Origin of the sequence: Pseudophaeobacter sp. 1A09344 (assembly GCF_041008745.1) — a bacterium.
Taxonomy (GTDB): Bacteria; Pseudomonadota; Alphaproteobacteria; order Rhodobacterales; family Rhodobacteraceae; genus Phycobacter; species Phycobacter gallaeciensis_A.
In genome coordinates this window covers 118,937-143,773 of record NZ_JAXGFS010000003.1, presented here as the reverse complement: position 1 = coordinate 143,773, position 24,837 = coordinate 118,937, and the positions used below count along the sequence as shown (strand labels likewise).

26 protein-coding genes are annotated in these 24,837 nt (G+C 62.3%); 11 read left to right on the top strand and 15 right to left on the bottom strand.

All coding sequences use genetic code 11. The annotated features are described in order from the left end of the window. Positions 1 to 19: 19 nt before the first annotated feature. The 9 genes from SM765_RS06340 to SM765_RS06300 all read right to left on the bottom strand — a co-directional run bounded on the left by SM765_RS06340 (position 20) and on the right by SM765_RS06300 (position 7,551). The gene (locus tag SM765_RS06340) at positions 20 to 799 is read right to left on the bottom strand and encodes a succinate dehydrogenase iron-sulfur subunit (protein WP_065272523.1); all 780 of its coding nucleotides are present in this window, start codon (positions 797 to 799) and stop codon (positions 20 to 22) included. A gap of 147 nt (positions 800 to 946) precedes the next feature. Next, on the bottom strand, positions 947 to 1,828 hold the full coding sequence (locus tag SM765_RS06335; RefSeq protein WP_274837558.1) for a hypothetical protein: 882 nt from the start codon (positions 1,826 to 1,828) through the stop codon (positions 947 to 949). 129 nt (positions 1,829 to 1,957) lie between these two features. Further along, positions 1,958 to 3,763 (bottom strand): succinate dehydrogenase flavoprotein subunit, encoded by a 1,806-nt coding sequence (sdhA, locus tag SM765_RS06330; protein WP_274827605.1) that lies wholly within the window; start codon positions 3,761 to 3,763, stop codon positions 1,958 to 1,960. Positions 3,764 to 3,778: 15 nt separating this feature from the next. After that, on the bottom strand, positions 3,779 to 4,150 hold the full coding sequence (sdhD, locus tag SM765_RS06325) for a succinate dehydrogenase, hydrophobic membrane anchor protein (protein ID WP_065272520.1): 372 nt from the start codon (positions 4,148 to 4,150) through the stop codon (positions 3,779 to 3,781). Positions 4,151 to 4,171: 21 nt separating this feature from the next. Beyond that, a complete protein-coding gene (gene sdhC, locus SM765_RS06320) occupies positions 4,172 to 4,555 on the bottom strand; it encodes a succinate dehydrogenase, cytochrome b556 subunit (protein ID WP_065272519.1) in 384 nt (127 codons plus the stop codon). A gap of 299 nt (positions 4,556 to 4,854) precedes the next feature. After that, positions 4,855 to 5,901, bottom strand: a complete 1,047-nt coding sequence (locus tag SM765_RS06315; protein ID WP_274834617.1) for a MaoC family dehydratase — start codon at positions 5,899 to 5,901, stop codon at positions 4,855 to 4,857. Continuing rightward, positions 5,901 to 6,104 (bottom strand): DUF1737 domain-containing protein, encoded by a 204-nt coding sequence (locus SM765_RS06310; protein WP_065272517.1) that lies wholly within the window; start codon positions 6,102 to 6,104, stop codon positions 5,901 to 5,903. The genes SM765_RS06315 and SM765_RS06310 overlap by 1 nt, the downstream gene beginning before the upstream one ends. A gap of 7 nt (positions 6,105 to 6,111) precedes the next feature. Beyond that, positions 6,112 to 6,660 (bottom strand): NnrU family protein, encoded by a 549-nt coding sequence (locus SM765_RS06305; RefSeq protein WP_065272516.1) that lies wholly within the window; start codon positions 6,658 to 6,660, stop codon positions 6,112 to 6,114. 36 nt (positions 6,661 to 6,696) lie between these two features. Further along, positions 6,697 to 7,551: an HpcH/HpaI aldolase/citrate lyase family protein gene (locus SM765_RS06300; RefSeq protein ID WP_065272515.1), complete on the bottom strand. Its 855-nt coding sequence runs from the start codon at positions 7,549 to 7,551 to the stop codon at positions 6,697 to 6,699. Between the two features lie 412 nt (positions 7,552 to 7,963). On the opposite strand from SM765_RS06300, the gene SM765_RS06295 reads away from it, so the two are divergent. Continuing rightward, a complete protein-coding gene (locus SM765_RS06295; RefSeq protein WP_065272514.1) occupies positions 7,964 to 8,278 on the top strand; it encodes a hypothetical protein in 315 nt (104 codons plus the stop codon). A 42-nt stretch (positions 8,279 to 8,320) separates the two neighbouring features. Here SM765_RS06295 and SM765_RS06290 read toward each other — a convergent pair whose 3' ends face one another. Continuing rightward, positions 8,321 to 9,076 carry a sulfite exporter TauE/SafE family protein gene (locus SM765_RS06290; RefSeq protein ID WP_065272513.1) on the bottom strand — a complete coding sequence of 252 codons (756 nt, stop codon included), beginning with the start codon at positions 9,074 to 9,076 and terminating at the stop codon, positions 8,321 to 8,323. Between the two features lie 160 nt (positions 9,077 to 9,236). Here SM765_RS06290 and mdh point away from each other — a divergent pair, with 160 nt between their 5' ends. Next, positions 9,237 to 10,199, top strand: a complete 963-nt coding sequence (gene mdh, locus SM765_RS06285) for a malate dehydrogenase (protein WP_065272512.1) — start codon at positions 9,237 to 9,239, stop codon at positions 10,197 to 10,199. Positions 10,200 to 10,266: 67 nt separating this feature from the next. Here the strand turns inward: mdh and SM765_RS06280 are convergent, their stop codons facing one another. After that, positions 10,267 to 10,854, bottom strand: a complete 588-nt coding sequence (locus SM765_RS06280) for a TetR/AcrR family transcriptional regulator (protein ID WP_274837557.1) — start codon at positions 10,852 to 10,854, stop codon at positions 10,267 to 10,269. An 84-nt stretch (positions 10,855 to 10,938) separates the two neighbouring features. Here SM765_RS06280 and SM765_RS06275 point away from each other — a divergent pair, with 84 nt between their 5' ends. The 9 genes from SM765_RS06275 to lpdA all read left to right on the top strand — a co-directional run bounded on the left by SM765_RS06275 (position 10,939) and on the right by lpdA (position 21,637). Beyond that, a complete protein-coding gene (locus SM765_RS06275) occupies positions 10,939 to 11,352 on the top strand; it encodes a DUF4345 domain-containing protein (protein ID WP_274837556.1) in 414 nt (137 codons plus the stop codon). A gap of 370 nt (positions 11,353 to 11,722) precedes the next feature. Beyond that, positions 11,723 to 12,916, top strand: coding sequence for an ADP-forming succinate--CoA ligase subunit beta (gene sucC, locus SM765_RS06270; RefSeq protein ID WP_065272510.1), 1,194 nt, complete (start codon positions 11,723 to 11,725; stop codon positions 12,914 to 12,916). 5 nt (positions 12,917 to 12,921) lie between these two features. Continuing rightward, complete coding sequence (locus SM765_RS06265) at positions 12,922 to 13,635, top strand: hypothetical protein (RefSeq protein WP_274838998.1); 714 nt, start codon at positions 12,922 to 12,924, stop codon at positions 13,633 to 13,635. 18 nt (positions 13,636 to 13,653) lie between these two features. Beyond that, positions 13,654 to 14,541, top strand: coding sequence for a succinate--CoA ligase subunit alpha (gene sucD / locus SM765_RS06260; RefSeq protein WP_065272509.1), 888 nt, complete (start codon positions 13,654 to 13,656; stop codon positions 14,539 to 14,541). A gap of 288 nt (positions 14,542 to 14,829) precedes the next feature. Next, positions 14,830 to 15,120, top strand: coding sequence for a hypothetical protein (locus SM765_RS06255; protein ID WP_065272508.1), 291 nt, complete (start codon positions 14,830 to 14,832; stop codon positions 15,118 to 15,120). A 41-nt stretch (positions 15,121 to 15,161) separates the two neighbouring features. Beyond that, positions 15,162 to 18,113, top strand: coding sequence for a 2-oxoglutarate dehydrogenase E1 component (locus SM765_RS06250; RefSeq protein ID WP_065272507.1), 2,952 nt, complete (start codon positions 15,162 to 15,164; stop codon positions 18,111 to 18,113). Positions 18,114 to 18,124: 11 nt separating this feature from the next. After that, positions 18,125 to 19,654 carry a 2-oxoglutarate dehydrogenase complex dihydrolipoyllysine-residue succinyltransferase gene (odhB, locus tag SM765_RS06245; RefSeq protein ID WP_274837554.1) on the top strand — a complete coding sequence of 510 codons (1,530 nt, stop codon included), beginning with the start codon at positions 18,125 to 18,127 and terminating at the stop codon, positions 19,652 to 19,654. A 102-nt stretch (positions 19,655 to 19,756) separates the two neighbouring features. Further along, on the top strand, positions 19,757 to 20,146 hold the full coding sequence (locus SM765_RS06240; RefSeq protein WP_065272505.1) for an MAPEG family protein: 390 nt from the start codon (positions 19,757 to 19,759) through the stop codon (positions 20,144 to 20,146). A 96-nt stretch (positions 20,147 to 20,242) separates the two neighbouring features. After that, positions 20,243 to 21,637 (top strand): dihydrolipoyl dehydrogenase, encoded by a 1,395-nt coding sequence (gene lpdA, locus SM765_RS06235; protein ID WP_274831421.1) that lies wholly within the window; start codon positions 20,243 to 20,245, stop codon positions 21,635 to 21,637. A gap of 123 nt (positions 21,638 to 21,760) precedes the next feature. Here lpdA and SM765_RS06230 read toward each other — a convergent pair whose 3' ends face one another. The 4 genes from SM765_RS06230 to SM765_RS06215 are packed head-to-tail and all read right to left on the bottom strand — an operon-like array spanning position 21,761 to position 24,675. Next, the gene (locus tag SM765_RS06230) at positions 21,761 to 22,366 is read right to left on the bottom strand and encodes a pyridoxamine 5'-phosphate oxidase family protein (protein WP_274837553.1); all 606 of its coding nucleotides are present in this window, start codon (positions 22,364 to 22,366) and stop codon (positions 21,761 to 21,763) included. Continuing rightward, positions 22,344 to 23,093, bottom strand: a complete 750-nt coding sequence (locus SM765_RS06225) for a lysophospholipid acyltransferase family protein (RefSeq protein ID WP_274837552.1) — start codon at positions 23,091 to 23,093, stop codon at positions 22,344 to 22,346. The genes SM765_RS06230 and SM765_RS06225 overlap by 23 nt, the downstream gene beginning before the upstream one ends. Beyond that, positions 23,090 to 24,001, bottom strand: a complete 912-nt coding sequence (locus SM765_RS06220) for a cell division protein FtsX (protein ID WP_274831423.1) — start codon at positions 23,999 to 24,001, stop codon at positions 23,090 to 23,092. The genes SM765_RS06225 and SM765_RS06220 overlap by 4 nt, the downstream gene beginning before the upstream one ends. Further along, positions 23,998 to 24,675 (bottom strand): cell division ATP-binding protein FtsE, encoded by a 678-nt coding sequence (locus SM765_RS06215; protein ID WP_065273706.1) that lies wholly within the window; start codon positions 24,673 to 24,675, stop codon positions 23,998 to 24,000. Before SM765_RS06215 ends, SM765_RS06220 begins: the two co-directional genes overlap by 4 nt. Positions 24,676 to 24,837: the final 162 nt, after the last annotated feature.

Sequence of the window (24,837 nt, the reverse complement as noted above, 5' to 3'; positions counted from 1 at the left end):
TTCAAAACCGTTATCGGGATCAGACGGCGCGTTCGACCATCATCTGCTTGATATGAGCAATCGCCTTGGCGGGGTTCAGGCCCTTCGGGCAGGTCTTGGCGCAGTTCATGATGCTGTGGCAGCGATAAAGCTTGAACGGATCTTCCAGCTGATCCAGACGCTCGCCAGTGGCTTCATCGCGGCTGTCGATGATCCAGCGGTAGGCGTGCAGCAGCGCGGCCGGGCCGAGATAGCGATCGCCGTTCCACCAGTAGGACGGGCAGGAGGTGGAGCAGGAGGCGCACATCACGCATTCATACAGACCGTCGAGCTTCTTGCGGTCCTCGATGGACTGTTTCCACTCTTTCGCGGGACGGTTGGTCTTGGTCTCCAGCCACGGCATGATCGAGGCATGCTGCGCGTAGAAATGCGTCAGGTCGGGGATCAGGTCCTTCACCACCGGCATATGCGGCAGCGGGTAGATCTTCACGTCGCCCTTCACCTCATCCAGGCCATAGATACAGGCCAGGGTGTTGATCCCGTCGATGTTCATCGCGCAGGAGCCACAGATGCCTTCGCGGCAGGAGCGGCGGAAGGTCAGCGTCGGATCGATCTCGTTCTTGATCTTGATCAGCGCGTCCAGAACCATGGGACCGCATTTGTCCATGTCCAGGAAATAGGTATCCACCTGCGGGTTCTTGCCGTCATCCGGGTTCCAGCGATAGATCTGGAACTTGCGGACATTGGTTGCGCCTTCAGGCTTGGGCCACGTCTTACCCGTGGTGATCTTGGAGTTTTTCGGAAGTGCGAATTCGACCATAGATCTGTCTCCTTGCTTAGCCGCCCATCGTCAGGGACCAAAGCGGTGCCTGCAGACAGGAGATCGGATGAACCGGCGCGGGGCGACCCTGCCGGAAAGCGAGTGTTGCGCCCAAAAGGGCGTCAGCGTTGTTATCTGCGGGGGCCATCATGCCAGCCCTCCGTTTGCCATTGGCGCCTTGGCCGCGATGCCGGACAACACGGCAGCATCTGCGGGGAACAGGCGCGACAGCCGGTCGGTGAGCGCGGTATCACGCGCCGCAAGGTGCAGCACCGCCTGATATTCCGCATCCCCGGCCATCTGGCGCCAGCGTTGATCGGTTTGCAGGTCTTCGGCGCTCTGCGCCTCTTTCTGGAAAGAGGAGCCACCGCCATAGCGCTGCACGGTGCCAAGGGTATTGTCGCGGGTCTCAAGACCCAACTCACCCAGCAACGCGGCGCGATAGGCCGCGTCACCGCACCAGCGATCATAAGAGATGCAGCTGATCGCCAAATCACGGGCCTGCTCGACCAGTCCCAGCAGCCGGGTATAGGTGTCCATGGCGCGCAGCAGGATCGCGTTGCGCCGCACCAGGCTGTAACCGGAATTGCCCTGCATCTTTTTCAAAAGCGAGGCGGACCAGTTGAGGAAACTGCGATAGATCACCACGTTGCGCGTCAAGAGCCCCTCGTCAAAGGGACCGGAGACCTGCCGCTCGCCGGTGAATTCCGCCGGAGAGGTATCCTCGTAGGACATCACCAGAAGCGCGCCATTGCCTGCTGTACCTGCAACCGAAGCCATATCACGCAGCGCCTTGTGCTGGGGCGCGTGGGCACCATCCACTTCGATCCCGCGAAAGGACCGGATCGGATCGTTGCCCGGCTTACAATTGTTAAGGAACACCGACCGTCCGCCCGGCGCATTGCGCTGCATCCACCCCACGATGGCGTGGTTGCCCGAGCGGCGCATGCCGAACAGGCGCAGGGCAACGCCGGGGATAATCCCCAATTGCTGCCAAGCAAAGTCCTGTTGGGATGCGACAGAGGCCATCAGATGCCCCTCCCGTCACAGGCAGGATCGCAGGCCCGCATAGCCCCGCATGCAGGCAGGCGCCCCCCCGGAAGGGGACGCGCTGCATGAAGCGAGGGATATGCGACCAGAGGCATTGGGTGCTCTGCCTCAGAAGGTCCGCGCTTTGGGCGCGATCCGCTTGAGGCTGATGCCGCCCTCGGCTTCGGTGCTGAGCGGATCCACGACCACGGGACGATAGCTGAGATCGACCGAGTTGCCCTCGACGCGGGCAACCGAGTGGACGCGCCAGTTTTCGTCGTCACGGGTGGTGAAATCCTCATGCGCGTGGGCGCCGCGGCTTTCCTTGCGGGCCTCTGCGCCGACGATGGTGGCCAGCGCGTTCGGCATCAGGTTGGTCAGCTCCAGCGTTTCCATCAGGTCAGAGTTCCAGACCAGCGAGCGGTCGGTAACCTTGAGGTCCCCGAGTTTCGCAGCGATGGCAGTCATCTTCTCGACGCCTTCGGCCATGGTTTCCGAGGTACGGAACACAGCTGCGTCGGATTGCATGGTGCGCTGCATTTCCAGACGCAGATCCGCGGTCGGGATGCCGCCATTTGCGTTGCGCAGCCCGTCGAACCGGTCGAAGGCCTTGTCGATCTGGGACTGGTTCAGCACCGGGTTCGGCGCGTCTGCGTCGACCACCTTGCCGGCGCGGATCGCAGCGGCGCGGCCGAACACGACGAGGTCGATCAGCGAGTTGGAGCCAAGACGGTTGGCACCATGCACCGAGGCACAGCCCGCTTCGCCCACGGCCATCAGACCCGGCACCACGGCGGTGGGATCTTCGGCGGTGGGGTTCAGCACTTCGCCCCAGTAGTTGGTCGGAATGCCGCCCATGTTGTAGTGCACCGTCGGCAGAACCGGGATCGGCTCCTTGGTGACATCGACACCGGCAAAGATCTTGGCGCTTTCCGAGATGCCCGGCAGACGTTCGGCCAGGGCCTCGGGCGGCAGGTGCGACAGGTTCAGGTGAATGTGGTCACCATGTTCGCCCACACCGCGGCCTTCGCGGATCTCCATGGTCATGGAGCGGGAGACATAGTCGCGCGGGGCAAGGTCCTTGTACTGGGGCGCGTAACGCTCCATGAACCGTTCGCCTTCGGAGTTGGTGAGATAGCCACCTTCGCCGCGCGCGCCTTCGGTGATCAGGCAGCCGGAGCCATAGATGCCGGTCGGGTGGAACTGCACGAATTCCATGTCCTGCAGCGGCAGACCCGCACGGGCCACCATGCCGCCACCGTCGCCGGTGCAGGTGTGGGCCGAGGTGGCGCTGAAATAGGCGCGGCCATAACCACCAGTGGCCAGAACGACCATCTTGGCGTTAAAGACATGCATTGTGCCGTCGTCGAGTTTCCAGCAAACAACGCCCTGGCACTGCCCGTCTTCGGACATGATCAGGTCGATGGCGAAATACTCGATGTAGAACTCAGCGTTGTTCTTGAGGCTCTGACCATAAAGCGTGTGCAGGATGGCGTGACCGGTCCGGTCAGCCGCGGCACAGGTCCGCTGCACGGCGGGGCCTTCGCCGAATTCGGTGGTGTGACCACCGAACGGACGCTGATAGATCTTGCCTTCTTCGGTACGCGAGAAGGGCACGCCATAGTGTTCCAGCTCGTAAACCGCCTTGGGCGCTTCGCGGGCAAGGTATTCCATCGCGTCGGTGTCACCCAGCCAGTCCGAGCCCTTGACGGTGTCATACATGTGCCACTGCCAGTGGTCCGGGCCCATGTTCGACAGGGAGGCGGCGATACCGCCCTGCGCCGCAACCGTGTGGGAGCGGGTCGGGAAAACCTTGGTTACACAGGCCGTGCGCAGCCCCTGTTCGGCCATGCCGAGAGTCGCGCGCAGACCGGCGCCGCCGGCACCCACCACGACCACGTCATAGTCATGTGTTTCGTATTCGTAAGCAGCCATTGGGAACCTCGGGGATTAAAGGGCCAGACGGACGAGGGCGTAAACCCCGGTCACGGCGACGGCGTAGGACAGGCAGGTCATCAGGATGATCGCCAGGCGGCCCTTGAAGCCGTGGACGTAATCCTCAAGCATGATCTGCGCACCCGATTTAAAGTGCATCATGCCAACCCAGATGGTCAGCGCGGCGATGATCGCCGGGAAGGGACGCGCGTAATAGGCGGTGATCTCTTCATAGGATCCGCCCAGCGCGCAGCCGAAGGTGAAGATGAACAGCGGCACCAGGATCAGCAGCGCGACCGAGCTGACCTGCATCGACCAGTGATGCTCGGTTCCGGATTTCGCGGCGCCCATGCCAATGGCGCGCTTGCGGTCTGTAAGATATCGCATAGCTTTCTCTCTCCCTTGGCGTCAGACGATGATCAGGGTGATGGCGGTCAGGACGACCGACCCGATGACGACAACCCAGCCCAGTTTCTGCGCGGGTTCCAGATCCATCATCTTGCCGTTGTCCCAGAGCAGGTGACGCACACCGGCCAGCAGGTGATACCACATGCCCAGGACCGACAGGCTGAGGACCAGATCGCCGAACCAGCTGGTCAGCACTCCGTTGGCGATTGCGAAATATTCAGCAGAGGTCGCCGCAGCGAGGAACCACCAGACAACCAGCAATGCGGTCACGATCAGGGCGTTGCCTGTGATCCGCGTGAGGATCGAGGTGACAGAGGTGATCTGCGGGCGGTAAATCGACAGATGCGGCGAAAGCGGGCGATTGCCCCGATTTACATCGGCCATGTTGGCTCCTTTCCGGTTAGCTGCTCACGTTTTAGCGGATTTTTGCGCGCTGTCACGCAAACGAGTGGTAAAAATCGGGTCATATTTGTACTGCATCGCAGAAAAGCCGGATTTTGTGATCACGCGGGTCAGATAAGTGATCACAAATCTTGGTTTCCCAAAAATTGCGCAGAATCACGGCTGCGGCGCTTCGGCTCCGCCTGGCCGACGATATATCCGTATTTCGATGTCAGAAGTGTAGTGCCCCCGCACCGTCCCGGGCAACAGCCGGGTCGCAAGCGGGGGCGTGCCTTTTGAGCTTACTTGGGCATCAGCGCCCAGTAGTCGAGATCCAGCAGGACCTCGGGCAGGTATTTGCCGTCTTCGCCCTTCAGCGCGAAGGGGGCGCCGCCGCTGGTGGCGACCAGGCGCAGGCGGATGGCACCGACGCCGGGGGCTTCGGTATCGGCCTTGTCCAGTACCTCGGACCAAGCGCGGATGGTGGTGCCGGACAGGCAGGGGTTCGCATGCGCACCGCCGTTGAGCCCGACGATCATCTGCGCATTGGCCAACCCGTTGAAGGACAGCGCCCGCGCCATGGAGATGACATGCCCGCCATAGATCAGCCGGGTACCATCGGGGCGCGCGGTGGCGTCGAAATGCACCTTGGCGGTGTTCTGCCACAGACGGGTGGCCAGCATATGCTCGGCCTCTTCAACCGTCACACCATCGACGTGGTCGATGGTCTCGCCCACCTCGTAGTCGCCCCAGCGATGTGCCTCCCCGGCGAGGGTGAAATCATAACCGCTGAAATCAAGGCCACCCGGGATCTTCAGATCCGAGGCCGGGATCACCTTGCTCAGCTCGGGGATCACGGTTTCGGGCGCGGGCGCATCAAGGTCCTTCTTACGCACCATCACCCAGCGCACGTATTCCATCACGACATCGTCGTTCTGGTTCAGCCCGCGGGTCCGCACGTAGACCACGCCCGATTTGCCGTTGGAGTTCTGCTTGACCCCGATCACCTCGGATTCCGAGCGCAGCGTGTCGCCCTCATAGACCGGCAAGAGCCAGCGGCCCTCGGCATAGCCCAGGTTCGCCACGGCATTGAGCGAGATATCCGGTACCGTCTTGCCGAATACGATGTGGAAGGCCGCCAGATCATCCAGCGGCGCTGCAGGCAGACCACAGCCGCGCGCAAATTCATCCGAGGAATAGAGCGCATGACGCGCCGGATAGAGCGCGTGATACAGCGCCCGTTCGCCCCCCGAAACGGTGCGCGGCACCGCGTGGGCGATCACATCCCCCACCTTGTAGTCTTCGAAAAAGCGCCCCGGATTGGTTTTCGCAGCTGTGGTCTTGGCCATCAGTGCTCTCCTAGTTTTGTGTCAGGTGTGTATGTGCCCTCCACCTCTTTCACCACGGATTGGCCGCAACGCATGATGCCCTTGACCGGGTCAAAGGTCTGGGTGGGGCTGCCATACAGCTCCCATCCCTTGTTCAGCGCATCGGTCACCTTGTGACAAAAGGCAGAAGTGTCGTCTTCGCTCAGAAAGCGGTAAAGTTTCATGGCTCAGTTATCCCGGAAATGGTGTGGGGCCGATCAGCCCATGAATATAGCCGATCACCGCCAGCAGCACGATCGAGGCGACAAAGAACATGCCATCCTTGGCGATGCTGCCCTTGGGGCCGGGCGTCCATTGCGGCTCGGCGCGGTTGATCAGCATCATCTGCACCGGCACATAAAGCAGCATACCGCCAAACAGCACGATCGAGGCGAGATCGCCATTGACCAGAAGGTGCGCAATCGCCCAAAGCGCGAAACCCGTCAGCATCGGATGCCGCATACCGGACAGCAGCGCGCCCTTTTTCGGGGCCGGAGACATCATATAGATGGCGATCAGCACCAGCAGGTTATTGATATGCACCATGAAGGACGGCGGCGCCCAGACGTAGATGAAATCTGTAGCGCGATAGCCGATGACCATCAGGACAATGCCCGCCACGATGGCCAATGCGGTGATCCCCTTGCCTTTGTCGCCAAGGGAGGCGCGCGCGTCGGGGGCGAGGCGTTTGAACATATGCCCGCCCCACCAAAGCAGGATGCCCAGGACCAGAAGTGCCATATCAGTCTCCGATTTAGGTGTTAAACTGATTCACACCTAGGCCGAAATGGCTGCGATTGCATCCGCTTTTGCAAGAATCTCCCGCGCCGTCGCGACGTGCAGGTTCTCGACGATCTTGCCATCAACCACGGCCACGCCCTGCCCCGAGGCTTCGACCTCTTCAAAGGCGGCAATCTGGCGGCGGGCCAGATCAATCTCGGCCTCAGACGGGGCAAAGGCGGTGTTGGTCACATCAACCTGCGCCGGGTGGATCAGCGTCTTGCCATCAAAGCCCATGTCGCGGCCCTGATCGCATTCAACTTTCAGCCCCTCATCATCCTTGAAGGCATTGTAGACGCCATCGACGATGATCTTGCCTTCGGCCTTGGCCGCCAGCAGGCACAGGCCCAGCCCGGCCATCATCGGCAGACGGTCGGCGCGGAACCGGGTCTGCAACTCCTTGGCCAGATCGTTGGTGCCCATCACCATGCCCTGCAATTTGGGATGCGCTGCGATCTCCGCCGCATTCAGCATGCCGCGCGGGGTTTCCATCATCGCCCAGAGCGGCTTGTCACCGGTGATTTCGGCCAGCGCGTCCAGATCAGCCGACGAGGAAACCTTGGGAAGCAGGATCGCATCGCAATCCATCTTTGCCGCCGCCTCGGCATCGGCGCGGCCCCACTGGGTGTCCAGCCCGTTGATCCGCACGATCCGCACCCGGGCGCCATACCCCCCTTCGGCCAGCGCGGCAGCCAGCGTGTCGCGGGCGTTTTCCTTTTCCTCGACCGAAACCGCGTCCTCGAGGTCAAAGATCACCGCATCAACCGGCAGGTTGCGGGCCTTGTCCAGCGCGCGCGGCTTTGAGCCGGGGATATACAGAACCGAACGATAAGGGCGGGTGCGCGGGTCCATCTGATCTCTCCAAGTTATTTTGTTGCGCAAACCGGTACAGATTCGGCCAGATACTTTCAAGAAAAATCCTGCCGCAGTGCAGAAAGCACAAAATCCGCGCAACAAAGTCCTTGAATTTCCAACCGAATCGTGGGCGCGCACAGGGTTAACCTGTTATCAGCACCTTCTTGGCACAGTTTACCTATCGCGCAGGTGATCACGGCCAGCCCATTTCAGTCCGACTGTGATCCGCCCGCACGGGGCCGGAATGGCCTGCATTGAACCTGCTGACCCGGCGGTCCGCAGCACTCCCCTGGGCCAAAGGCCCGCATAACGATTACGTCACTCACACACCGGCCCACACATGGGACTTCGGAAGAGCGCAGGTTGCTGTCTCTTTCCCTGTCAGGCCGTTCGGGAAAGGGTAAAACCCATGAAGAAGACGATGTTCAAAACAACCGCAGGTCTGGCCATCCTGGTGCTGACCGCAACGCAATCCTTCGCCCAGGGCCGCAACTGCGCCCCGCGCGAGGTCGTCGTCGGACGACTGGCCGAAAAATACGGCGAAAGCCGCCAAAGCATCGGCATTGGCGGTCAGGGGGTGGTGATGGAGACCTTTGCCTCGACCGAATCCGGCACCTGGACGATCACCGTGACGATGCCCAATGGCATGACCTGCCTGATGGCCTCGGGCCAATCCTACGAGGCGCTGGCCGAAGCCCTACCCAACGCAGACAATGACGCCTGATACGGCCTGCTGACACGGGCCGGGATGCGCAGGGCGTAGCTCTCAGGTCAGCCCGTCCCAGATCAGTTTGACGCCCGTCACCGTCAGCAGGACATAGGCCAAGGCAAAGAATACCCTTTCGGGAATGCTGTGGTGCAGCCGCACCCCCGCCCATGTCCCGAATAGGGCAAAGGGCGCCAGCATCAGATCCAGTTTCAGCGTCTCGGCGCTGAACAGGCCCAGCCCGGCATAGGGCACGGCCTTGGCGATGTTCAGCACCCAGAAGACCAGCACCGTGGTTGCCTGATATTCGGTTTTCGTAGGGCGGCGGCTCAGCAGATAGACCGCGGCGGGCGGCCCGCCCGCGTGGCTGACGAAGCTGGTGAAGCCCGCAATGCCCCCGGCCAGAACTCCGCTCCACCCCGGCAGATCGCGCTGCGCCCGCATGGCCAGCCCGATGCGGCCGCGCAATTGCCAGATCACAAAGGCAATCGACAGCCCCCCGATCAACAGCCGCATGGTATCGGCCTCGATTGCGGAGAACAGCCAGGCCCCCAGCGCCACCCCCGGCAACCCGCCCGCGATCAGCAACAGACCATCGCGCCCATTCCAGCGCCGCCAATAGGGTCTGAGAGAGGCCACATCGATCAGCATCAACAGCGGCAGCATCAGCGCAAGCGCCTGACCCGGCTCGACAATCAGCGCAAGAATCGAAGCTCCGGCAAAGGCCGCGCCCGAGCCGAAGCCGCCCTTGGACACCCCAGCAAAGACCACAGCAGGCACCGCAACGGCGAAAAACATCGGGCTGACATCCACCATCGGCACGCAGCAGAACTCCTTTATTTCAAAATCATTTAGCCCGCCTATCCACTGGCCCGCAAGCCGCGCAAACCCCACGCCGCAGCGCAGAAGGCTTGCGTGGCGGCGCGTTAGGGCTTAGGCATCGCTGCAAATTCAACCGGACCGGAGAGACATCCCCATGGCACGACCCAAAATCGCCCTTATCGGCGCAGGTCAGATCGGTGGCACCCTTGCCCATCTCGCAGCTCTGAAAGAACTCGGCGACGTCGTTCTTTTCGATATTGCCGAAGGCACCCCGGAAGGCAAAGCGCTGGATATCGCAGAATCCGGTCCCTCCGAAGGCTTTGACGCCTCGCTGAAGGGCACCCAGAGCTATGCCGATATCGCGGGCGCAGACGTCTGCATCGTCACCGCCGGCGTGCCGCGCAAGCCGGGCATGAGCCGCGATGACCTGCTGGGTATCAACCTGAAAGTCATGAAATCCGTTGGCGAAGGCATCCGCGACAACGCGCCCGACGCTTTCGTGATCTGCATCACCAACCCGCTGGACGCAATGGTCTGGGCACTGCGCGAATTCTCGGGCCTGCCCCACGAGAAAGTCTGCGGCATGGCCGGCGTTCTGGACTCTGCCCGCTTCCGCCACTTCCTGGCCGAAGAATTCAAGGTCTCCATGAAAGACGTCACCGCCTTCGTTCTGGGCGGCCACGGCGACACCATGGTTCCGCTGACCCGCTACTCCACCGTTGCCGGTATCCCGCTGCCCGACCTGGTGCAGATGGGCTGGACCACACAAGAGAAGATGGACGCCATCGTGCAGCGTACCCGTGATGGCGGCGCCGAAATCGTTGGCCTGCTGAAAACTGGCTCCGCCTTCTACGCACCGGCGACCTCGGCAATCGAAATGGCCGAAGCCTACCTGAAAGACCAGAAGCGCGTTCTGCCCTGCGCCGCCTATGTGGACGGTGCCCTGGGTCTCAACGGCATGTACGTGGGCGTGCCCACCGTAATCGGTGCCGGCGGCGTCGAGCGCGTCATCGACATCAAGATGACCAAAGACGAGCAAGCCATGTTCGACAACTCGGTCAACGCAGTCAAAGGTCTGGTCGACGCCTGCAAAGGCATCGACGCCTCGCTGGCCTAAGACCAGCACCAAGCGATTTGGAAAAGGGTCCGGTTTTCCGGGCCCTTTTTCGTTGCGGATCAGCGGCTCACTGCTTGACCAGCGCCAGGGTGATCACCCGCTGCATCTCGGCCAGGTAGCCCGCATCGGTCCAGCCGTTTTCCAGCACGCAATGCGCCCATCCATCCATGCTGAGCAGGGTGAAGTAGAGATCCGTCGCCTGTTCTTCGCTCAGATGCTCCAGCAGGTCGCCATCGGATTTCAGCGCCTTCACCGCCTCGGCGCAGCCTTCCTTCATGGCGCGGATCCTGTCCTGCCAAGCGGATTTCGCCTCTTCATCACTCGCGCCCATCCGCATCAACGACTGTTTCAGCGGGTAGATCTCCGGAAAGAACTCCAGCATCGCCCGAGTGTAGGCCTCCAGGCGGCTGCGCCCGTCCGGCGCCGTGCGGCTGGGCGCCAGCCGCGCCTCTATATCGAGCTGATCTCCGAAATGCAGGATCGCCGAGATCAGCATCTCCGAACGGTTAGAAAAATGGGCATAGACCGTTTGCCGGGTCACCCCGGCAGCCTTGGCCACATCCACCATCCGCAGGGGCGATCCCCCGGGAGCCAGCAGCAGCGACAGGACGGTTTCAAGGAGTAGATTGCGGGTTTGAACGCGCTTATTTGACACGATGTAAGATTTCCACTTGACGCGATGTAAGATTTTGCACCACAAGACCACAAAGCTTACATCGTGTCAAAAGGAGGCTCTCTCATGTCGAAATTCGTGAAACCCTATCTGTTTCTGTCCGCCGCAGTTCTGCTCTTCGTCGGGGTGATGCTCAGCTTTGCGCCCGAAGCGCTTTATGCCAGCTCTGCCCAGATCCTGCCGGACAGCACCATGATCCGATCGGACCTGCGCGCAGGTGGGGTGGTGGTACTGATTTCCGGCCTTTTCGTGCTGGGCGCGGCGCTGCGCGGACGGGATATGCAGCCTGCCCTGCTGCTGTCCCTGCTGATCTATGCAGGCTACGGGCTGGGCCGCATCGTCAGCATCGGATTTGACGGCACCCCGGATGCCGCACTGATCATCGTGACTGTGACCGAATGGGCGTTTGTCCTTGGCGCGCTGATCCTGCTGCGGCGCGGGCGATCTGTAGACACGGCCCAACCGATGGCGGCGCACTAACCCACCCACCTCCAGAACCGGGTCTTGCGGGTCTCATCCCATCATAATTCAAAGGTGGATGAGACCCGTTTTGCTGTCCGGGATCGCGCTGACGATCTGACCGATACGTTGTTCCGGAGGGGATCATGGCGACAGGCTTTGCCAGAGCTGCCCGTGCGAGGGTGACGACATTCGGTATTTTGAATAAATTTTCAGCGCCAGACGAATCAAGCGCCGCGTCGTCAAATTTGTGATCACAGCCCTCAAACGTGTGATCACAAATGCGAAAAAACTTCATCATTTCTCGGACTGCCGTCAGAAAACCCTTTAAACCTTTGCTCTATGACGGCGTTATAGTGACGACCAATTTAGCCAGACGGGACAGTTTTCTATGAACATCCACGAATATCAGGCCAAGGCCCTTCTCCGCAGCTACGGCGCTCCGGTGTCCGACGGGCGCGTGGTGCTGAAAGCCGATGAAGCAAAAACCGCAGCCGGCGAGCTGGACGGCCCGCTCTGGGTTGTCAAAGCGCAGATCCACGCAGGTGGCCGCGGCAAGGGTTCCTTCAAGGAAGCCGACGCCGGTGAAAAAGGCGGTGTGCGCCTGACCAAGTCGGTCGAAGAAGCCGCCGAAGAAGCCAAGAAGATGCTGGGACGCACCCTTGTGACCCACCAGACCGGCCCGGCGGGCAAGCAGGTCAACCGCATCTACATCGAAGCCGGCTCTGGCATCGAGACCGAACTGTACCTGGCGCTGCTGGTGGACCGCCAGACCTCGCGCATCTCCTTTGTCTGCTCCACCGAAGGCGGCATGGACATCGAGGAAGTCGCGGCAGAGACCCCGGAAAAAATCCTCTCCTTCTCCGTCGATCCGGCCACCGGTTACCAGCCGTTCCACGGCCGCCGCATCGCCTTCTCGCTCGGTCTCAAGGGCGCGCAGGTCAAGCAGTGCGTGCAGCTGATGGGTCAGCTCTACAAAGCCTTCGTCGAAAAAGACATGGAGATGCTGGAGATCAACCCGCTGATCGTGACCGATGGCGGCGATCTGAAGGTGCTTGACGCCAAGCTGGGCTTTGACGGCAACGCCGTTTACCGCCACCCCGATGTGGCCGCCCTGCGCGACGAGACCGAAGAAGACCCCAAAGAACTCGAAGCCTCCAAGTATGACCTGAACTACATCGCGCTGGACGGTGAGATCGGCTGCATGGTGAACGGCGCGGGTCTGGCGATGGCCACCATGGACATCATCAAACTCTACGGCGCTGAGCCTGCCAACTTCCTCGACGTGGGCGGCGGCGCCACCAAGGAGAAAGTGACCGAGGCGTTCAAGATCATCACCTCTGACCCCAACGTCAAAGGCATCCTGGTCAACATCTTCGGCGGCATCATGCGCTGCGACGTCATCGCCGAGGGCGTTGTCGCCGCGGTGAAGGAAGTCGGTCTCAAGGTTCCGCTGGTCGTGCGTCTGGAAGGCACCAACGTCGAAGCAGGCAAGGAGATCATCAACACCTCCGGCCTCGACGTGATCGCGGCAGACAACCTGTCCGACGGCGCCGAGAAGATCGTGAAAGCGGTTAAGGGCTGAACTTGATGCGCCTGGTCAGCTCCTTGCTGTGCACCTGCCTATTCGCGATGGCCGCTTGCACCAGTGACTATGCCTCTGGCAACAGTCAGCAATCTATTTTGTCGACAAGCCCAGCTGCATACAGTGCGCCCTTGCCAGGTGCTGAAGGCGGGAGATATGATCCCGCGACCGATACCTACATCCCAGCGGCCACATTGCACTCTGGTGCGATGTCGCCTGCGGATCTGCCTCAAGGTGGCCAGCGTTCAGGCGCCGGCGCAGGGCCTGCAGCGACAGCCTACGTTGCTCCGTCCCATGTTGATGGTGGAACTGACGCGTCTGTTGTCGACGCGACACCGGACCACTTGCTGGGCGCTTCCCGTGAAGCGAAGATCTTCGGGCAAGTCTGCGCAAACAATGCACCCGCTTTAGAAGCGTACGCCATTGAGCATGCTGCACGTGCCACCATCTACTCTGCAAAGAACTTCCGCGGAGCTGGTGTGGCATATGACGCTGGGGAATCCTGCAGAGTAAACTTTGGAGGAGCCCCTGCTCCAGCCGACGCGACAATCCAAAGCATCGCAGTGGATTTTGCCCGGAAGACTGGTGGCAGCCTGCGTGCTCGCAAGAGCGCGATCGGCGGCAGCAAATGGTACGAAGTGAAAATTGGCCGCACCAAGTTCGGCATTGAAGGCGGCGCTCGTGGCGGCGTCGCCTACTACACAATCGCAAAAAGATAGAACAGGAGACTCCTAAAAATGGCAGTCCTCATCGACGAAAACACCAAGGTCATCTGTCAGGGCTTCACCGGCTCGCAGGGCACCTTTCACTCTGAACAGGCCATCGCCTATGGCACCAAGATGGTCGGCGGCGTGACCCCCGGCAAGGGTGGTCAAACCCACCTTGACCTGCCGGTCTTCAACTCGGTCCACGAGGCCAAGCACGTGACCGAAGCCAATGCATCCGTCATCTACGTGCCGCCCCCCTTCGCGGCGGATTCCATCCTTGAAGCGATCGACGCCGAGATGGAACTGATCGTCTGCATCACCGAAGGCATCCCGGTTCTGGACATGATGAAGGTGCAGCGCGCGCTGGAAGGCTCCAAATCGCGCCTGATCGGCCCGAACTGCCCCGGTGTCATCACCCCCGACGCCTGCAAGATCGGCATCATGCCCGGCCACATTCACAAACGCGGGAGCGTGGGTGTTGTGAGCCGTTCCGGCACCCTAACTTACGAAGCCGTGAAACAGACTTCTGATATCGGCCTCGGCCAGTCCTCTGCGGTTGGCATCGGCGGTGACCCCATCAAGGGCACCGAGCATATCGACGTGCTGGACATGTTCCTCGATGACGACGAGACCCAGTCGATCATCATGATCGGTGAAATCGGCGGCTCCGCCGAAGAGGAAGCCGCAGCCTTCCTCGCCGAGCAGAAGAAAAAGGGCCGCTGGAAGCCGGTTGCTGGCTTCATCGCCGGCCGTACCGCCCCTCCGGGCCGCCGCATGGGCCACGCAGGCGCGATTGTCGCCGGCGGCAAGGGCGGCGCCGAAGACAAGATCGAAGCCATGAAATCGGCCGGTATCGTGGTCGCCGACAGCCCCGCGGGCCTGGGCGAAGCGGTGCTGAAAGCGATCGAGCTGGGCTGACGTGTCTGCGGCTGACCATATCAGCCACGGGCAGCGCCCGACCCTGGGGGGGTGCGAAAGCGCCCTCCCATGGAGTGGGTTGGGCGCTGCCCGGCGTTGCCGCCGGGCGGTGTCTTCAGTTTTGACAAATCACATTCACCCGGACCCTGTTGCTGAAGAGGCCATCCCGGCATCTTTTGCAGCAGCGTCCCGTTGCGGCTTCACCTTTCGGAAACCCGGGTCGGCCAGTCTGCTCCGAATGACCACAGGTCACGTCGCAAACGGTTCCACCCTGCAAGAGGCGCCCAAATGACTGAACACAACCCAGATGATGTCTTTCCTGCGTCCTCATTCCGCACGCGGCTGCACACCACTGCAGGCGCGCTGTGTCTTTCCGTGCTGACCGCAACCTCCGCTGCGGCCATCACCGCCCCGATGCAGGGTGTTCTGAATTTCGAACCCGGCACCCCCATCGAGGACATCAAAGCCCGCCTCGCAAACGAAATCTGCAAAGGCGCCAGTTCCATAACAATTACCTCCGGCCCGGAACCGGCGCTTGACCCGACCAAGGAACAAGTCACGTTCCAGTGCGAACCCTGATCTGACCCCACAACCGCATACCGACTCTTCGGGAGTTATAGATGACCGACCAAAGCCCAAATGACATTTTCCATGCGTCCTCGTTCATGCAAGGACACAATGCGGAATATCTGGAGCAGCTTTATGCCCAGTATGCCAATGACCCGAGTGCGGTAGATGCCGCCTGGGCCGAGTTCTTCCGCCAGATGGGCGATGCCGAGCTTGACGTGAAAGCCGAGGCCGCAGGCCCGTCCTGGGCCCGCAGCGACTGGCCGCCCGCGCCCAATGACGATCTGACCGGTGCGCTGACCGGCGAGTGGCCCGCTCCGGTGGAGGCCAAGGCCGCAGGCAAGAAGATCGCGGAAAAGGCCGCCAAGGCCGGGGTTGAAGTCTCGGACGAACAGATCCAACGCGCGGTGCTGGATTCGATCCGCGCCCTGATGCTGATCCGCGCCTACCGGATCCGGGGCCATCTGGCCGCCGATCTGGACCCGCTGGGCATGCGCGGCCAGACCCCGCACCCGGAGCTCGACCCCAAGACCTATGGCTTCACCGATGCGGACATGGACCGGCCGATCTTCATCGACAACGTGCTGGGGCTTCAGGTCGCCTCGATGCGGCAGATCATCGACATCGTGAAGCGCACCTATTGCGGCACCTTTGCGCTGCAATACATGCATATCTCCGATCCCGAGCAGTCCTCCTGGCTGAAAGAGCGGATCGAAGGTTTCGGCAAGGAAATCCAGTTCACCCGCGAGGGCCGCAAGGCGATCCTTAACAAGATGGTCGAGGCCGAAGGTTTCGAGAAGTTCCTGCACGTCAAATACATGGGCACCAAGCGCTTTGGCCTGGATGGCGGCGAGAGCCTGATCCCGGCGATGGAGCAGATCATCAAGCGTGGCGGCAACCTCGGCATCGAGGAAATCGTCATCGGCATGCCGCACCGTGGCCGCCTGTCGGTTCTGGCCAACGTGATGCAGAAGCCCTATCGCGCCATCTTCAACGAATTCCAGGGCGGCAGCTTCAAGCCCGAAGACGTGGATGGCTCGGGCGACGTGAAATATCACCTCGGCGCCTCCTCGGACCGCGAGTTCGACAACAACACCGTTCACCTGTCCCTGACCGCCAACCCCTCGCACCTTGAGGCGGTGAACCCGGTGGTTCTGGGCAAGGTCCGCGCCAAGCAGGACCAGAAGAGTGACGCCACCCGCACCAAGGTTCTGCCGATCCTGCTGCACGGCGATGCGGCCTTTGCCGGTCAAGGCGTTGTGGCGGAATGTTTTGCCCTGTCGGGCCTGCGCGGACACAAGACCGGCGGCACCATCCATATCGTGGTGAACAACCAGATCGGTTTCACCACCGCGCCGCATTTCTCGCGCTCCTCGCCCTACCCCACCGACAACGCGCTGGTGGTCGAGGCGCCGATCTTCCATGTCAACGGCGACGATCCCGAAGCCGTGGTGCACGCCGCCAAGGTCGCGACCGAGTTCCGTCAGAAGTTCGGCAAAGACGTGGTCATCGACATGTTCTGCTACCGCCGGTTCGGTCACAACGAGGGCGACGAGCCCATGTTCACCAACCCGCTGATGTACAAGAACATCAAGAGCCATAAGACCACGCTCAGCCTCTATACCGAGCGTCTGGTCAAGGACGGTCTGATCCCCGAGGGCGAAATCGAGGACATGAAGGCCGCCTTCCAAGCCAAGCTGAACGAGGAATTCGAAGCCGGTAAGGACTTCAAGCCCAACAAGGCCGACTGGCTGGATGGCCGCTGGTCGCATCTGGACAAGCAGAAGGACGACTATCAGCGCGGTCAGACCTCGATCAGCGAAGAGACCTTCAACGAGGTTGCCGGTGCCCTGACCCGCCTGCCCGACGGTTTCCCGGTGCACAAGACCATCGGTCGCTTCCTCGATGCACGCGCCAAGATGTTCGAAAACGGTGCTGGCATCGACTGGGCCACCGGCGAGGCACTGGCCTTTGGCTCGCTCCTGACCGAAGGCTACCCGGTACGTCTGGCCGGGCAGGACTCCACCCGTGGCACCTTCTCGCAGCGCCATTCCGGCATCGTGAACCAGGACACCGAAGAACGCTACTACCCGGTCAACAACATCCGGGCGGGCCAGTCGCAATACGAGGTGATCGATTCCGCCCTGTCGGAATACGCGGTTCTGGGCTTTGAGTACGGCTATTCGCTGGCCGAGCCCAACGCGCTGACCCTGTGGGAAGCCCAGTTCGGCGATTTCGCCAACGGCGCCCAGATCATGTTCGACCAGTTCATCTCCTCCGGTGAAAGCAAATGGCTGCGGATGTCCGGCCTTGTCTGCCTTCTGCCGCATGGTTTCGAAGGTCAGGGCCCCGAGCACTCCTCGGCGCGTCTGGAACGCTTCCTGCAGATGTGCGGACAGGACAACTGGATCGTCGCCAACTGCACCACACCGGCGAACTACTTCCACATCCTGCGCCGTCAGTTGCACCGCACCTTCCGCAAGCCGCTGGTGCTGATGACACCGAAGTCGCTGCTGCGCCATAAGCTGGCGGTCAGCAAGACCGAGGAATTCACCACCGGTTCCAGCTTCCACCGGGTGCTGTGGGATGACGCCCAGCACGGCAATTCGGAAACCAAACTGGCTGCCGACGACAAGATCAAGCGCGTCGTGCTGTGCTCGGGCAAGGTCTATTACGACCTTTTGGAAGAGCGCGACGCCCGCGGCATCGACGACATCTACCTGATGCGGATCGAACAGTATTACCCCTTCCCGGCGATCAGCTTGGTGAAGGAGCTGGAGCGGTTCAAGGATGCCGAAGTGGTCTGGTGCCAGGAAGAGCCCAAGAACCAGGGCGCCTGGACCTTTATCGAGCCCAACATCGAATGGGTGTTGACCCGCATCGGCTCCAAGCACACCCGGCCCCAATACGTCGGCCGCGCCACATCGGCTTCGCCCGCGACGGGCCTGGCCAGCCAACACAAAGCCCAACAAGCCGCGCTTGTGAATGAAGCGCTGAGCATCTGAGGAAAAGAGATATGACCACCGAAGTGCGCGTACCCACCCTGGGTGAATCCGTGACCGAGGCAACCGTGGCCACCTGGTTCAAGAAACCCGGTGATGCGGTTGCTGCCGATGAAATGCTCTGCGAGCTGGAGACCGACAAGGTCACCGTCGAAGTGCCCGCCCCCGCCGCTGGGGTGCTGGCCGAGATTGTTGCCGCCGAAGGCGACACAGTGGGCGTTGATGCGCTGCTGGCGAATATCTCCGAAGCAGGCAGCGCCGGCTCCGAAACGCCGCAGCCCAAGGCCGCAGCCCAGGCCGAAGCGGCCCCCGCAGGCGGGGATGACACCACCGCGGTCGGCGGTGCCTCCACCGACGTGATGGTGCCGACCCTTGGCGAATCCGTGACCGAGGCGACCGTCTCCACCTGGTTCAAGAAGGTCGGCGACACTGTCGCGCAGGATGAAATGCTCTGCGAGCTGGAAACCGACAAGGTCTCTGTCGAAGTGCCCGCGCCCGCCGCTGGCGTTCTGGCCGAAATCACCGCGCCCGAAGGAACCACGGTGGATGCCTCGGCGAAACTCGGCGTGATCTCCGGCTCCGGTGCAGCGGCAGCGGCGGCCCCGGCTGCTGCGCCCGCTGCAGCTGCGGCTCCTGCCGCCGCGGCCAAGGACGTCGCCAATGCGCCCTCGGCAGAAAAGGCCATGGCCGAAGCCGGGATCTCCGCCGCCAATGTCGAAGGCACCGGCCGCGATGGCCGCATCATGAAGGATGACGTTGCCCGCGCCGTGGCCGCCGCAGCCTCTGCCCCCGCGCCTGCTGCTGCCCCGGCCGCACCGCGCGCGCCGGTTGCTGCCGATGATGCAGCACGTGAAGAGCGGGTGAAGATGACCCGCCTGCGCCAGACCATCGCCAAGCGTCTGAAGGACAGCCAGAACACCGCCGCCATGCTGACCACCTATAATGAGGTGGACATGACCGAGGTGATGGCCCTGCGCAATCAGTACAAGGACCAGTTCGAGAAGAAGCACGGCGTGCGTCTCGGCTTCATGTCCTTCTTCACCAAGGCCTGCTGCCACGCGCTGAAGGAAGTTCCCGAGGTCAACGCCGAAATCGACGGCACCGACATCGTCTACAAGAACTTCGTGCACATGGGCGTTGCCGCCGGCACCCCCACCGGCCTCGTGGTTCCGGTCATTCGCGATGCGGACAGCATGTCCTTTGCCGAGATCGAAAAGGCGATCGCCGAGAAGGGCAAGCGCGCCCGTGACGGCAAGCTGTCGATGGCCGAAATGCAGGGCGGCACCTTCACCCTGTCCAACGGCGGTGTCTATGGCTCCTTGATGTCCTCGCCGATCCTGAACCCGCCGCAGTCGGGTATCCTTGGCATGCACAAGATCCAGGACCGCCCGATGGCCATCAATGGTGAGGTGGTGATCCGCCCGATGATGTATCTGGCGCTCAGCTATGACCACCGCATCGTCGACGGCAAAGGCGCCGTGACCTTCCTGGTGCGCGTCAAGGAAGCCCTGGAAGATCCCCGCCGCCTGCTGATGGATCTGTAAAGAACATAAGGCAGCGCCTGACCCTGGGTGGGTGCGAAAGCGCCCTCCCGTTGGGAGGGTCAGGCGCTGCCCGGCACTGCCGGGCAAACGAAGAGGCTAGGAATGACCGCTGAACTCACCGCCCTCACACTTGCCGCCCTGCTGCAGGTTCTGCAGTTCTTCGCCTATTCCATCACCGCCAACCGGCAGGTCGGCCCCAAGGTAGCAATGGGGCCGCGTGACACACCGGTGCAACTGACCGGCACGGCAGGCCGTCTGCAACGGGCGCTGAACAACCACTTCGAAGGGCTGATCCTCTTCACCATCGCCTGCGTGGTGGTGACCCTTGGCGGCCAGTCCACCCCCTTCACCGCCGCCTGCGGCTGGGTCTATCTGCTGAGCCGGGTGCTTTATGTGCCCGCCTATGCATTCGGCCTCACGCCCTGGCGCTCGGTCGTCTGGTCGGTAGGCTTCCTGGCCACCACCCTCATGCTGATCGCGGCGCTGATCTGATGCGCGGCGCTCCTCCCCATATTCCCGAATACGGGCCGCTGGCGGTGCATGACCATCGCCCCTGCCCTCTCCTTAGTTCCAACGAAAGGACCTCCCATGGCTTCCTATGACGTGATCATCATCGGCGCCGGCCCCGGCGGCTATGTCAGCGCCATCCGCTGCGCCCAGCTGGGTCTGAAGACCGCCATCGTCGAAGGGCGTGAAACCCTTGGCGGCACCTGCCTCAACGTGGGCTGTATCCCGTCCAAGGCGCTGCTGCATGCGACGCACTCCCTGCACGAGGCAGAGCACAACTTTGCCAAGATGGGTCTCAAGGGCAAATCGCCGTCCGTCGACTGGAACCAGATGAAGGCCTACAAGGACGATGTCATCGGCCAGAACACCGGCGGCGTCGAATTCCTGATGAAGAAGAACAAGATCGACTGGCTGAAAGGCTGGGCGTCGATCCCCGCTGCTGGTCAGGTCAAGGTCGGCGACGACGTGCACGAGGCCAAGAACATCGTGATCGCCTCAGGCTCGGTTCCCTCCTCCCTCCCCGGCGTCGAGGTCGACAACGATAAGGGCATCGTGGTGGACAGCACCGGCGCGCTGGAGCTTCCGAAGGTGCCGAAAAAGATGGTCGTCATCGGAGCGGGCGTCATCGGGCTGGAGCTTGGCTCGGTCTATGCCCGCCTTGGCGCTGAAGTCACGGTCGTCGAGTACATGGATGCGGTCTGCCCCGGCATGGACAAGGACGTGCAGCGTACCTTCAAGCGGATCCTAGAAAAACAGGGCCTCAACTTCATCATGGGCGCCGCCGTTCAGGGCGTCGAGACAACCAAGACCAAGGGCAAGGTGACCTACCAGCCCAAGAAAGGCGGCGATGCCGAGGTACTTGACGCCGATGTGGTGCTGGTCGCAACCGGCCGCAAACCCTATGCCGAGGGGCTGGGACTGGATGCGCTGGGTGTCAAGCTGACCGAACGCGGCCAGATCGCAACCGACGCGCACTGGGCCACCAACGTCAAAGGCATCTACGCCATCGGCGACGTGATCGAAGGCCCGATGCTGGCCCACAAGGCCGAGGACGAAGGCATGGCGGTGGCCGAGGTGATCGCGGGCAAGCATGGCCACGTGAACTATGGCGTCATCCCCGGCGTCGTCTACACCACGCCCGAGGTTGCCACCGTCGGCGCCACCGAGGACGCGCTCAAAGCCGAAGGCCGCAAGCTGAAGGTCGGCAAGTTCAACTTCATGGGCAATGGCCGCGCCAAGGCCGTGCACCAGGGCGAAGGCTTCGTCAAACTGATCGCGGACAAGGAAACCGACCGCATTCTGGGCGCAGCCATCATCGGCCCCGGCGCCGGTGATCTGATTCACGAGATCTGCGTTGCCATGGAATTCGGCGCCTCTGCCGAGGACCTGGCCCTGACCTGCCACGCGCACCCGACCTACTCCGAGGCCGTGCGCGAAGCTGCCCTGGCCTGCGGCGACGGTGCTATCCACGCCTGACATCAGGCATATGAGGGCAGCCTGCCCTTTGACCAAAAACAAACGCCCCCGCAACATGCTGCGGGGGCGTTTTCATTTAGCAGGCCGGTGCAGAATACGCAGGCCGCGCTGGCTCCTGCCCTCTCACCACATGGTCGCAGCCGCCCGTGCACCCCAGGCGTCGTCATAGGGTTTGCCGCCTTCCTCGCCATTCGTCTGCTCGGCGAGGATCTCTCCCAAGCTAGGCAGGCCCTCACTCTGGTCACCTGCGGTCCACGTCTTCGCCCGCATCAGGGCGCGGGCGCATTGGCTGTAGATCTCGTCGATGGCGATCACCAGCACGGTGGCGGGCTGTTTACCCTGCCGTTCGAACCGGGCGCGCAGGTCCGCATCTGCGGTGATCCGTGCCTGACCGTTCAGACGCACCACGTTGTTCGATCCCGGCACGAAGAACATCAGCGACACCCGCGGATCGCGCACGATATTGCGCAAGGAATCGATCCGGTTGTTGCCGCGCCAATCGGGCAGCGCAAGGGTGCCGGGGTCCAGCTCCAGCACGCAAGGGCCATCATCGCCGCGCGGGCTGGCATCGGTGCCTTCGGGACCGACGGTCGAGAGGACGCACAGGCGCGAGGCCATGATCCATTTGCGATAAAGCGGCGTCATCCGACGCGCCACTTTTCGTAAAGAAGGCGCTCCCGGTTCCCCGTAAAGCGCCTCCAGATCTTCAAGTGTTTCTATGTATTCCATCCGGTTCAAACCCCGCTTCGCGCATCAATGCATCGGATCGCTCTTCGACCCGTTCTTCCAATATCTTCATGAATTCCTGCCGCTCCAGCCCCGGTTCAATCGGGTCCAGAAACTCCACCACTGCAACGCCGGGGCGGCGCATAATACCCTTGCGCGGCCATAGCACGCCAACGTTGGTGGCCACCGGCACGCAGGTCTGCTGCAGCTGTTCGTAGAGCACGCCGGTGCCGACCTTATACTCGGCCTTCACGCCTGGGGCCACGCGGGTGCCTTGCGAGTAGATCACCAACTGGCCCGCCTCCTGCCGCCCGGCATGCACGTCGGCAACCATCTTCTGGATGGCGGCGCCGCGCTTGCCCCGATCCACCGCCACACAGTCCAACAGCTTGGCATACTGGCCGATCACAGGGGTGCGCAGGATTTCCTTTTTCATGATGAACTTGGCCGTCGGCAGCGCGGTAAAGATCATCATGATATCAAGGAACGACTGATGCTTGGCCGCGATCAGCGCTTCACCCGAGGGCGGGGTGCCGCGCACCTCGCAGCGGATACCGACCATCCAGCGGGCGCTCCAGAACACCCAGCGCGAATAGGTCTTGCAGCAGACGCGCGCACCGCGCTTGCTGAAGATCGCCCAGGGCGCAAAGGCAAGGCCAATCACCGGCATCATCAGATAGATCTGGCCCACGAACAGCAGCGAGCGCAGCCATTGAATTGCATCCTTCACGTCAATTCTCCCAGACGTTTGTTGGCCGCGCGGGTCGTCGCCACATAGGCCACCAGCGCCCCCAGCACCGGAATGACCAGCGGCAGCAGCCAGCCCCAGCCCTGAAAGCCAAGCCCGGTCAGAAAGCCGCCCTCGTCCGAGGCGGCAGGCATCAGCCAGACACCCAACATGCCAAATCCCATCCCCACAACCGCGCCGCTGAAGGCCCGCAGGGTAAAGCGGCGGATAAAGGCCTGCGCGATATAGCTGTCCTGCGCGCCGACAAGGCGCAGCACTTCGATCACCTGGGCATTGGCCGCAAGCGCCGCATTGGCCGCAAGCGAGATCATCGCCCCCATGGCGCCACCGATCAACAGGATCGACACCACCGCCAGACGCCGCAGCGATTGCGCCGCATCCACCAGCGGCGCCCGCCAGCGGGTGTGATCGTCCAGCACCGCACCGGGAACCTCGGCCTGCAGGCGCAGGCGCAGGCCGGTGGCATCATAGCCGGGATCATCCTCGATCACCTCGATCAGCTGCGGCACCGGTAGCGCATCAATCGGCACCGAGGCGCCGAACCAGGGCGCCAGCAGCGCCGCCTGTTCCTCGGGGGTAAAGGCGCGTGCCGAGGCCACGCCCGGCGTCTGCCGCAAAATGGTCAGGGCCGCCTCGGTCTGGGCGGCACGCTGTTCGGCGGGAGCATTGATGCGCAGGGTCGCGGCGCGGGCCAGTTCATCCGCCCAACGGTCCGCCAGCCGCCCCGAGGCCAGCGACAGCGCCAGCGCAAAGACCGCCAGAAACGCCATCGCGCCCGCGGCAAACAGGGTCAGCTGCGCCGTGAAGCCACTGGGGGGCACCACCCGGTCGGCCTGTGCATCGCCGCTGATCAGCGCCCGCAGGCGCCCGCCAAAGCCGTCCCTGCTCATAGATCCGCTCCCGCAAGATGCAGCTGTTTGTCGTAAATCCTCAGCACCCGGGCCTGAACCTGGTTTTTGGCTGCCCGGATCAGCGACAGATCATGGGTTGCCACAAGGATGGTCTTGCCCATGCGGTTCAGCTCGACCAGCAATTGCAGCAGCCGTTGCGACATTTCCCAATCGACATTGCCGGTGGGTTCATCCGCGATGATCACATCCGGCGACAGGATCACCGACCGCGCCAGCGCCGCGCGCTGGCGTTCGCCGCCGGACAGCTCTGGCGGCAGCGCATCCGAGCGCTCCGCAAGCCCGACCCAGTTCAGCAATTCGCGCAGGTTCGCCTGCTCCTGCCCCAGATCCCGCCCCGAGACGGTCAGCGGCAGAGCGATATTCTCGATCACCGGCAGGTGGTCCAGAAACCGGCAATCCTGATGCACCACGCCGACCCTGCGGCGCAGAAAGGCCATCTGGTCCCGGTCCAGCCCTTTGACATCCATGTTGAAGACGCGCACCCGGCCCGAGGTCGGGGTCAGCGCTCCATAGCAAAGCTTCAGCAGGGTTGTCTTGCCGGTGCCCGAAGGACCAGTCAGGAAATGGAAGGATCCCGGCGCCAGCTGCATCGACAGATTGCTCAGCAGCTCTCCGCCGCCATAATTGTAGCCTACGTTGTCCAGCTCGATCACGGCGTCCCCCTGGTGCTGCTTGCTCGTTTTGCCCCAGAGCACCGCCAGTTTCAATGGCCCGCAGCCGTGCGGGCGCCGCCGGTCACGCCCGCGTGCGCGGCGCCCCGCGCAATTGCCCCTTCCTTGATGGCCCCGAACTCCCTATGGTCATTTGAAAATACC

Coding starts and splice junctions, on each gene's coding strand:
- SM765_RS06240 (WP_065272505.1), top strand. CDS start 19,757: ATGACCGCTGAACTCACCGCCCTCACACTTGCCGCCCTGCTGCAGGTT.
- SM765_RS06335 (WP_274837558.1), bottom strand. CDS start 1,828: ATGGCCTCTGTCGCATCCCAACAGGACTTTGCTTGGCAGCAATTGGGG.
- SM765_RS06340 (WP_065272523.1), bottom strand. CDS start 799: ATGGTCGAATTCGCACTTCCGAAAAACTCCAAGATCACCACGGGTAAG.
- sucD (WP_065272509.1), top strand. CDS start 13,654: ATGGCAGTCCTCATCGACGAAAACACCAAGGTCATCTGTCAGGGCTTC.
- mdh (WP_065272512.1), top strand. CDS start 9,237: ATGGCACGACCCAAAATCGCCCTTATCGGCGCAGGTCAGATCGGTGGC.
- SM765_RS06275 (WP_274837556.1), top strand. CDS start 10,939: ATGTCGAAATTCGTGAAACCCTATCTGTTTCTGTCCGCCGCAGTTCTG.
- SM765_RS06310 (WP_065272517.1), bottom strand. CDS start 6,104: ATGAAACTTTACCGCTTTCTGAGCGAAGACGACACTTCTGCCTTTTGT.
- odhB (WP_274837554.1), top strand. CDS start 18,125: ATGACCACCGAAGTGCGCGTACCCACCCTGGGTGAATCCGTGACCGAG.
- sdhC (WP_065272519.1), bottom strand. CDS start 4,555: ATGGCCGATGTAAATCGGGGCAATCGCCCGCTTTCGCCGCATCTGTCG.
- SM765_RS06295 (WP_065272514.1), top strand. CDS start 7,964: ATGAAGAAGACGATGTTCAAAACAACCGCAGGTCTGGCCATCCTGGTG.
- sucC (WP_065272510.1), top strand. CDS start 11,723: ATGAACATCCACGAATATCAGGCCAAGGCCCTTCTCCGCAGCTACGGC.
- SM765_RS06255 (WP_065272508.1), top strand. CDS start 14,830: ATGACTGAACACAACCCAGATGATGTCTTTCCTGCGTCCTCATTCCGC.
- lpdA (WP_274831421.1), top strand. CDS start 20,243: ATGGCTTCCTATGACGTGATCATCATCGGCGCCGGCCCCGGCGGCTAT.
- SM765_RS06290 (WP_065272513.1), bottom strand. CDS start 9,076: ATGGTGGATGTCAGCCCGATGTTTTTCGCCGTTGCGGTGCCTGCTGTG.
- SM765_RS06300 (WP_065272515.1), bottom strand. CDS start 7,551: ATGGACCCGCGCACCCGCCCTTATCGTTCGGTTCTGTATATCCCCGGC.
- SM765_RS06230 (WP_274837553.1), bottom strand. CDS start 22,366: ATGGAATACATAGAAACACTTGAAGATCTGGAGGCGCTTTACGGGGAA.
- SM765_RS06315 (WP_274834617.1), bottom strand. CDS start 5,901: ATGGCCAAGACCACAGCTGCGAAAACCAATCCGGGGCGCTTTTTCGAA.
- SM765_RS06305 (WP_065272516.1), bottom strand. CDS start 6,660: ATGGCACTTCTGGTCCTGGGCATCCTGCTTTGGTGGGGCGGGCATATG.
- sdhD (WP_065272520.1), bottom strand. CDS start 4,150: ATGCGATATCTTACAGACCGCAAGCGCGCCATTGGCATGGGCGCCGCG.
- sdhA (WP_274827605.1), bottom strand. CDS start 3,763: ATGGCTGCTTACGAATACGAAACACATGACTATGACGTGGTCGTGGTG.
- SM765_RS06265 (WP_274838998.1), top strand. CDS start 12,922: ATGCGCCTGGTCAGCTCCTTGCTGTGCACCTGCCTATTCGCGATGGCC.
- SM765_RS06220 (WP_274831423.1), bottom strand. CDS start 24,001: ATGAGCAGGGACGGCTTTGGCGGGCGCCTGCGGGCGCTGATCAGCGGC.
- SM765_RS06250 (WP_065272507.1), top strand. CDS start 15,162: ATGACCGACCAAAGCCCAAATGACATTTTCCATGCGTCCTCGTTCATG.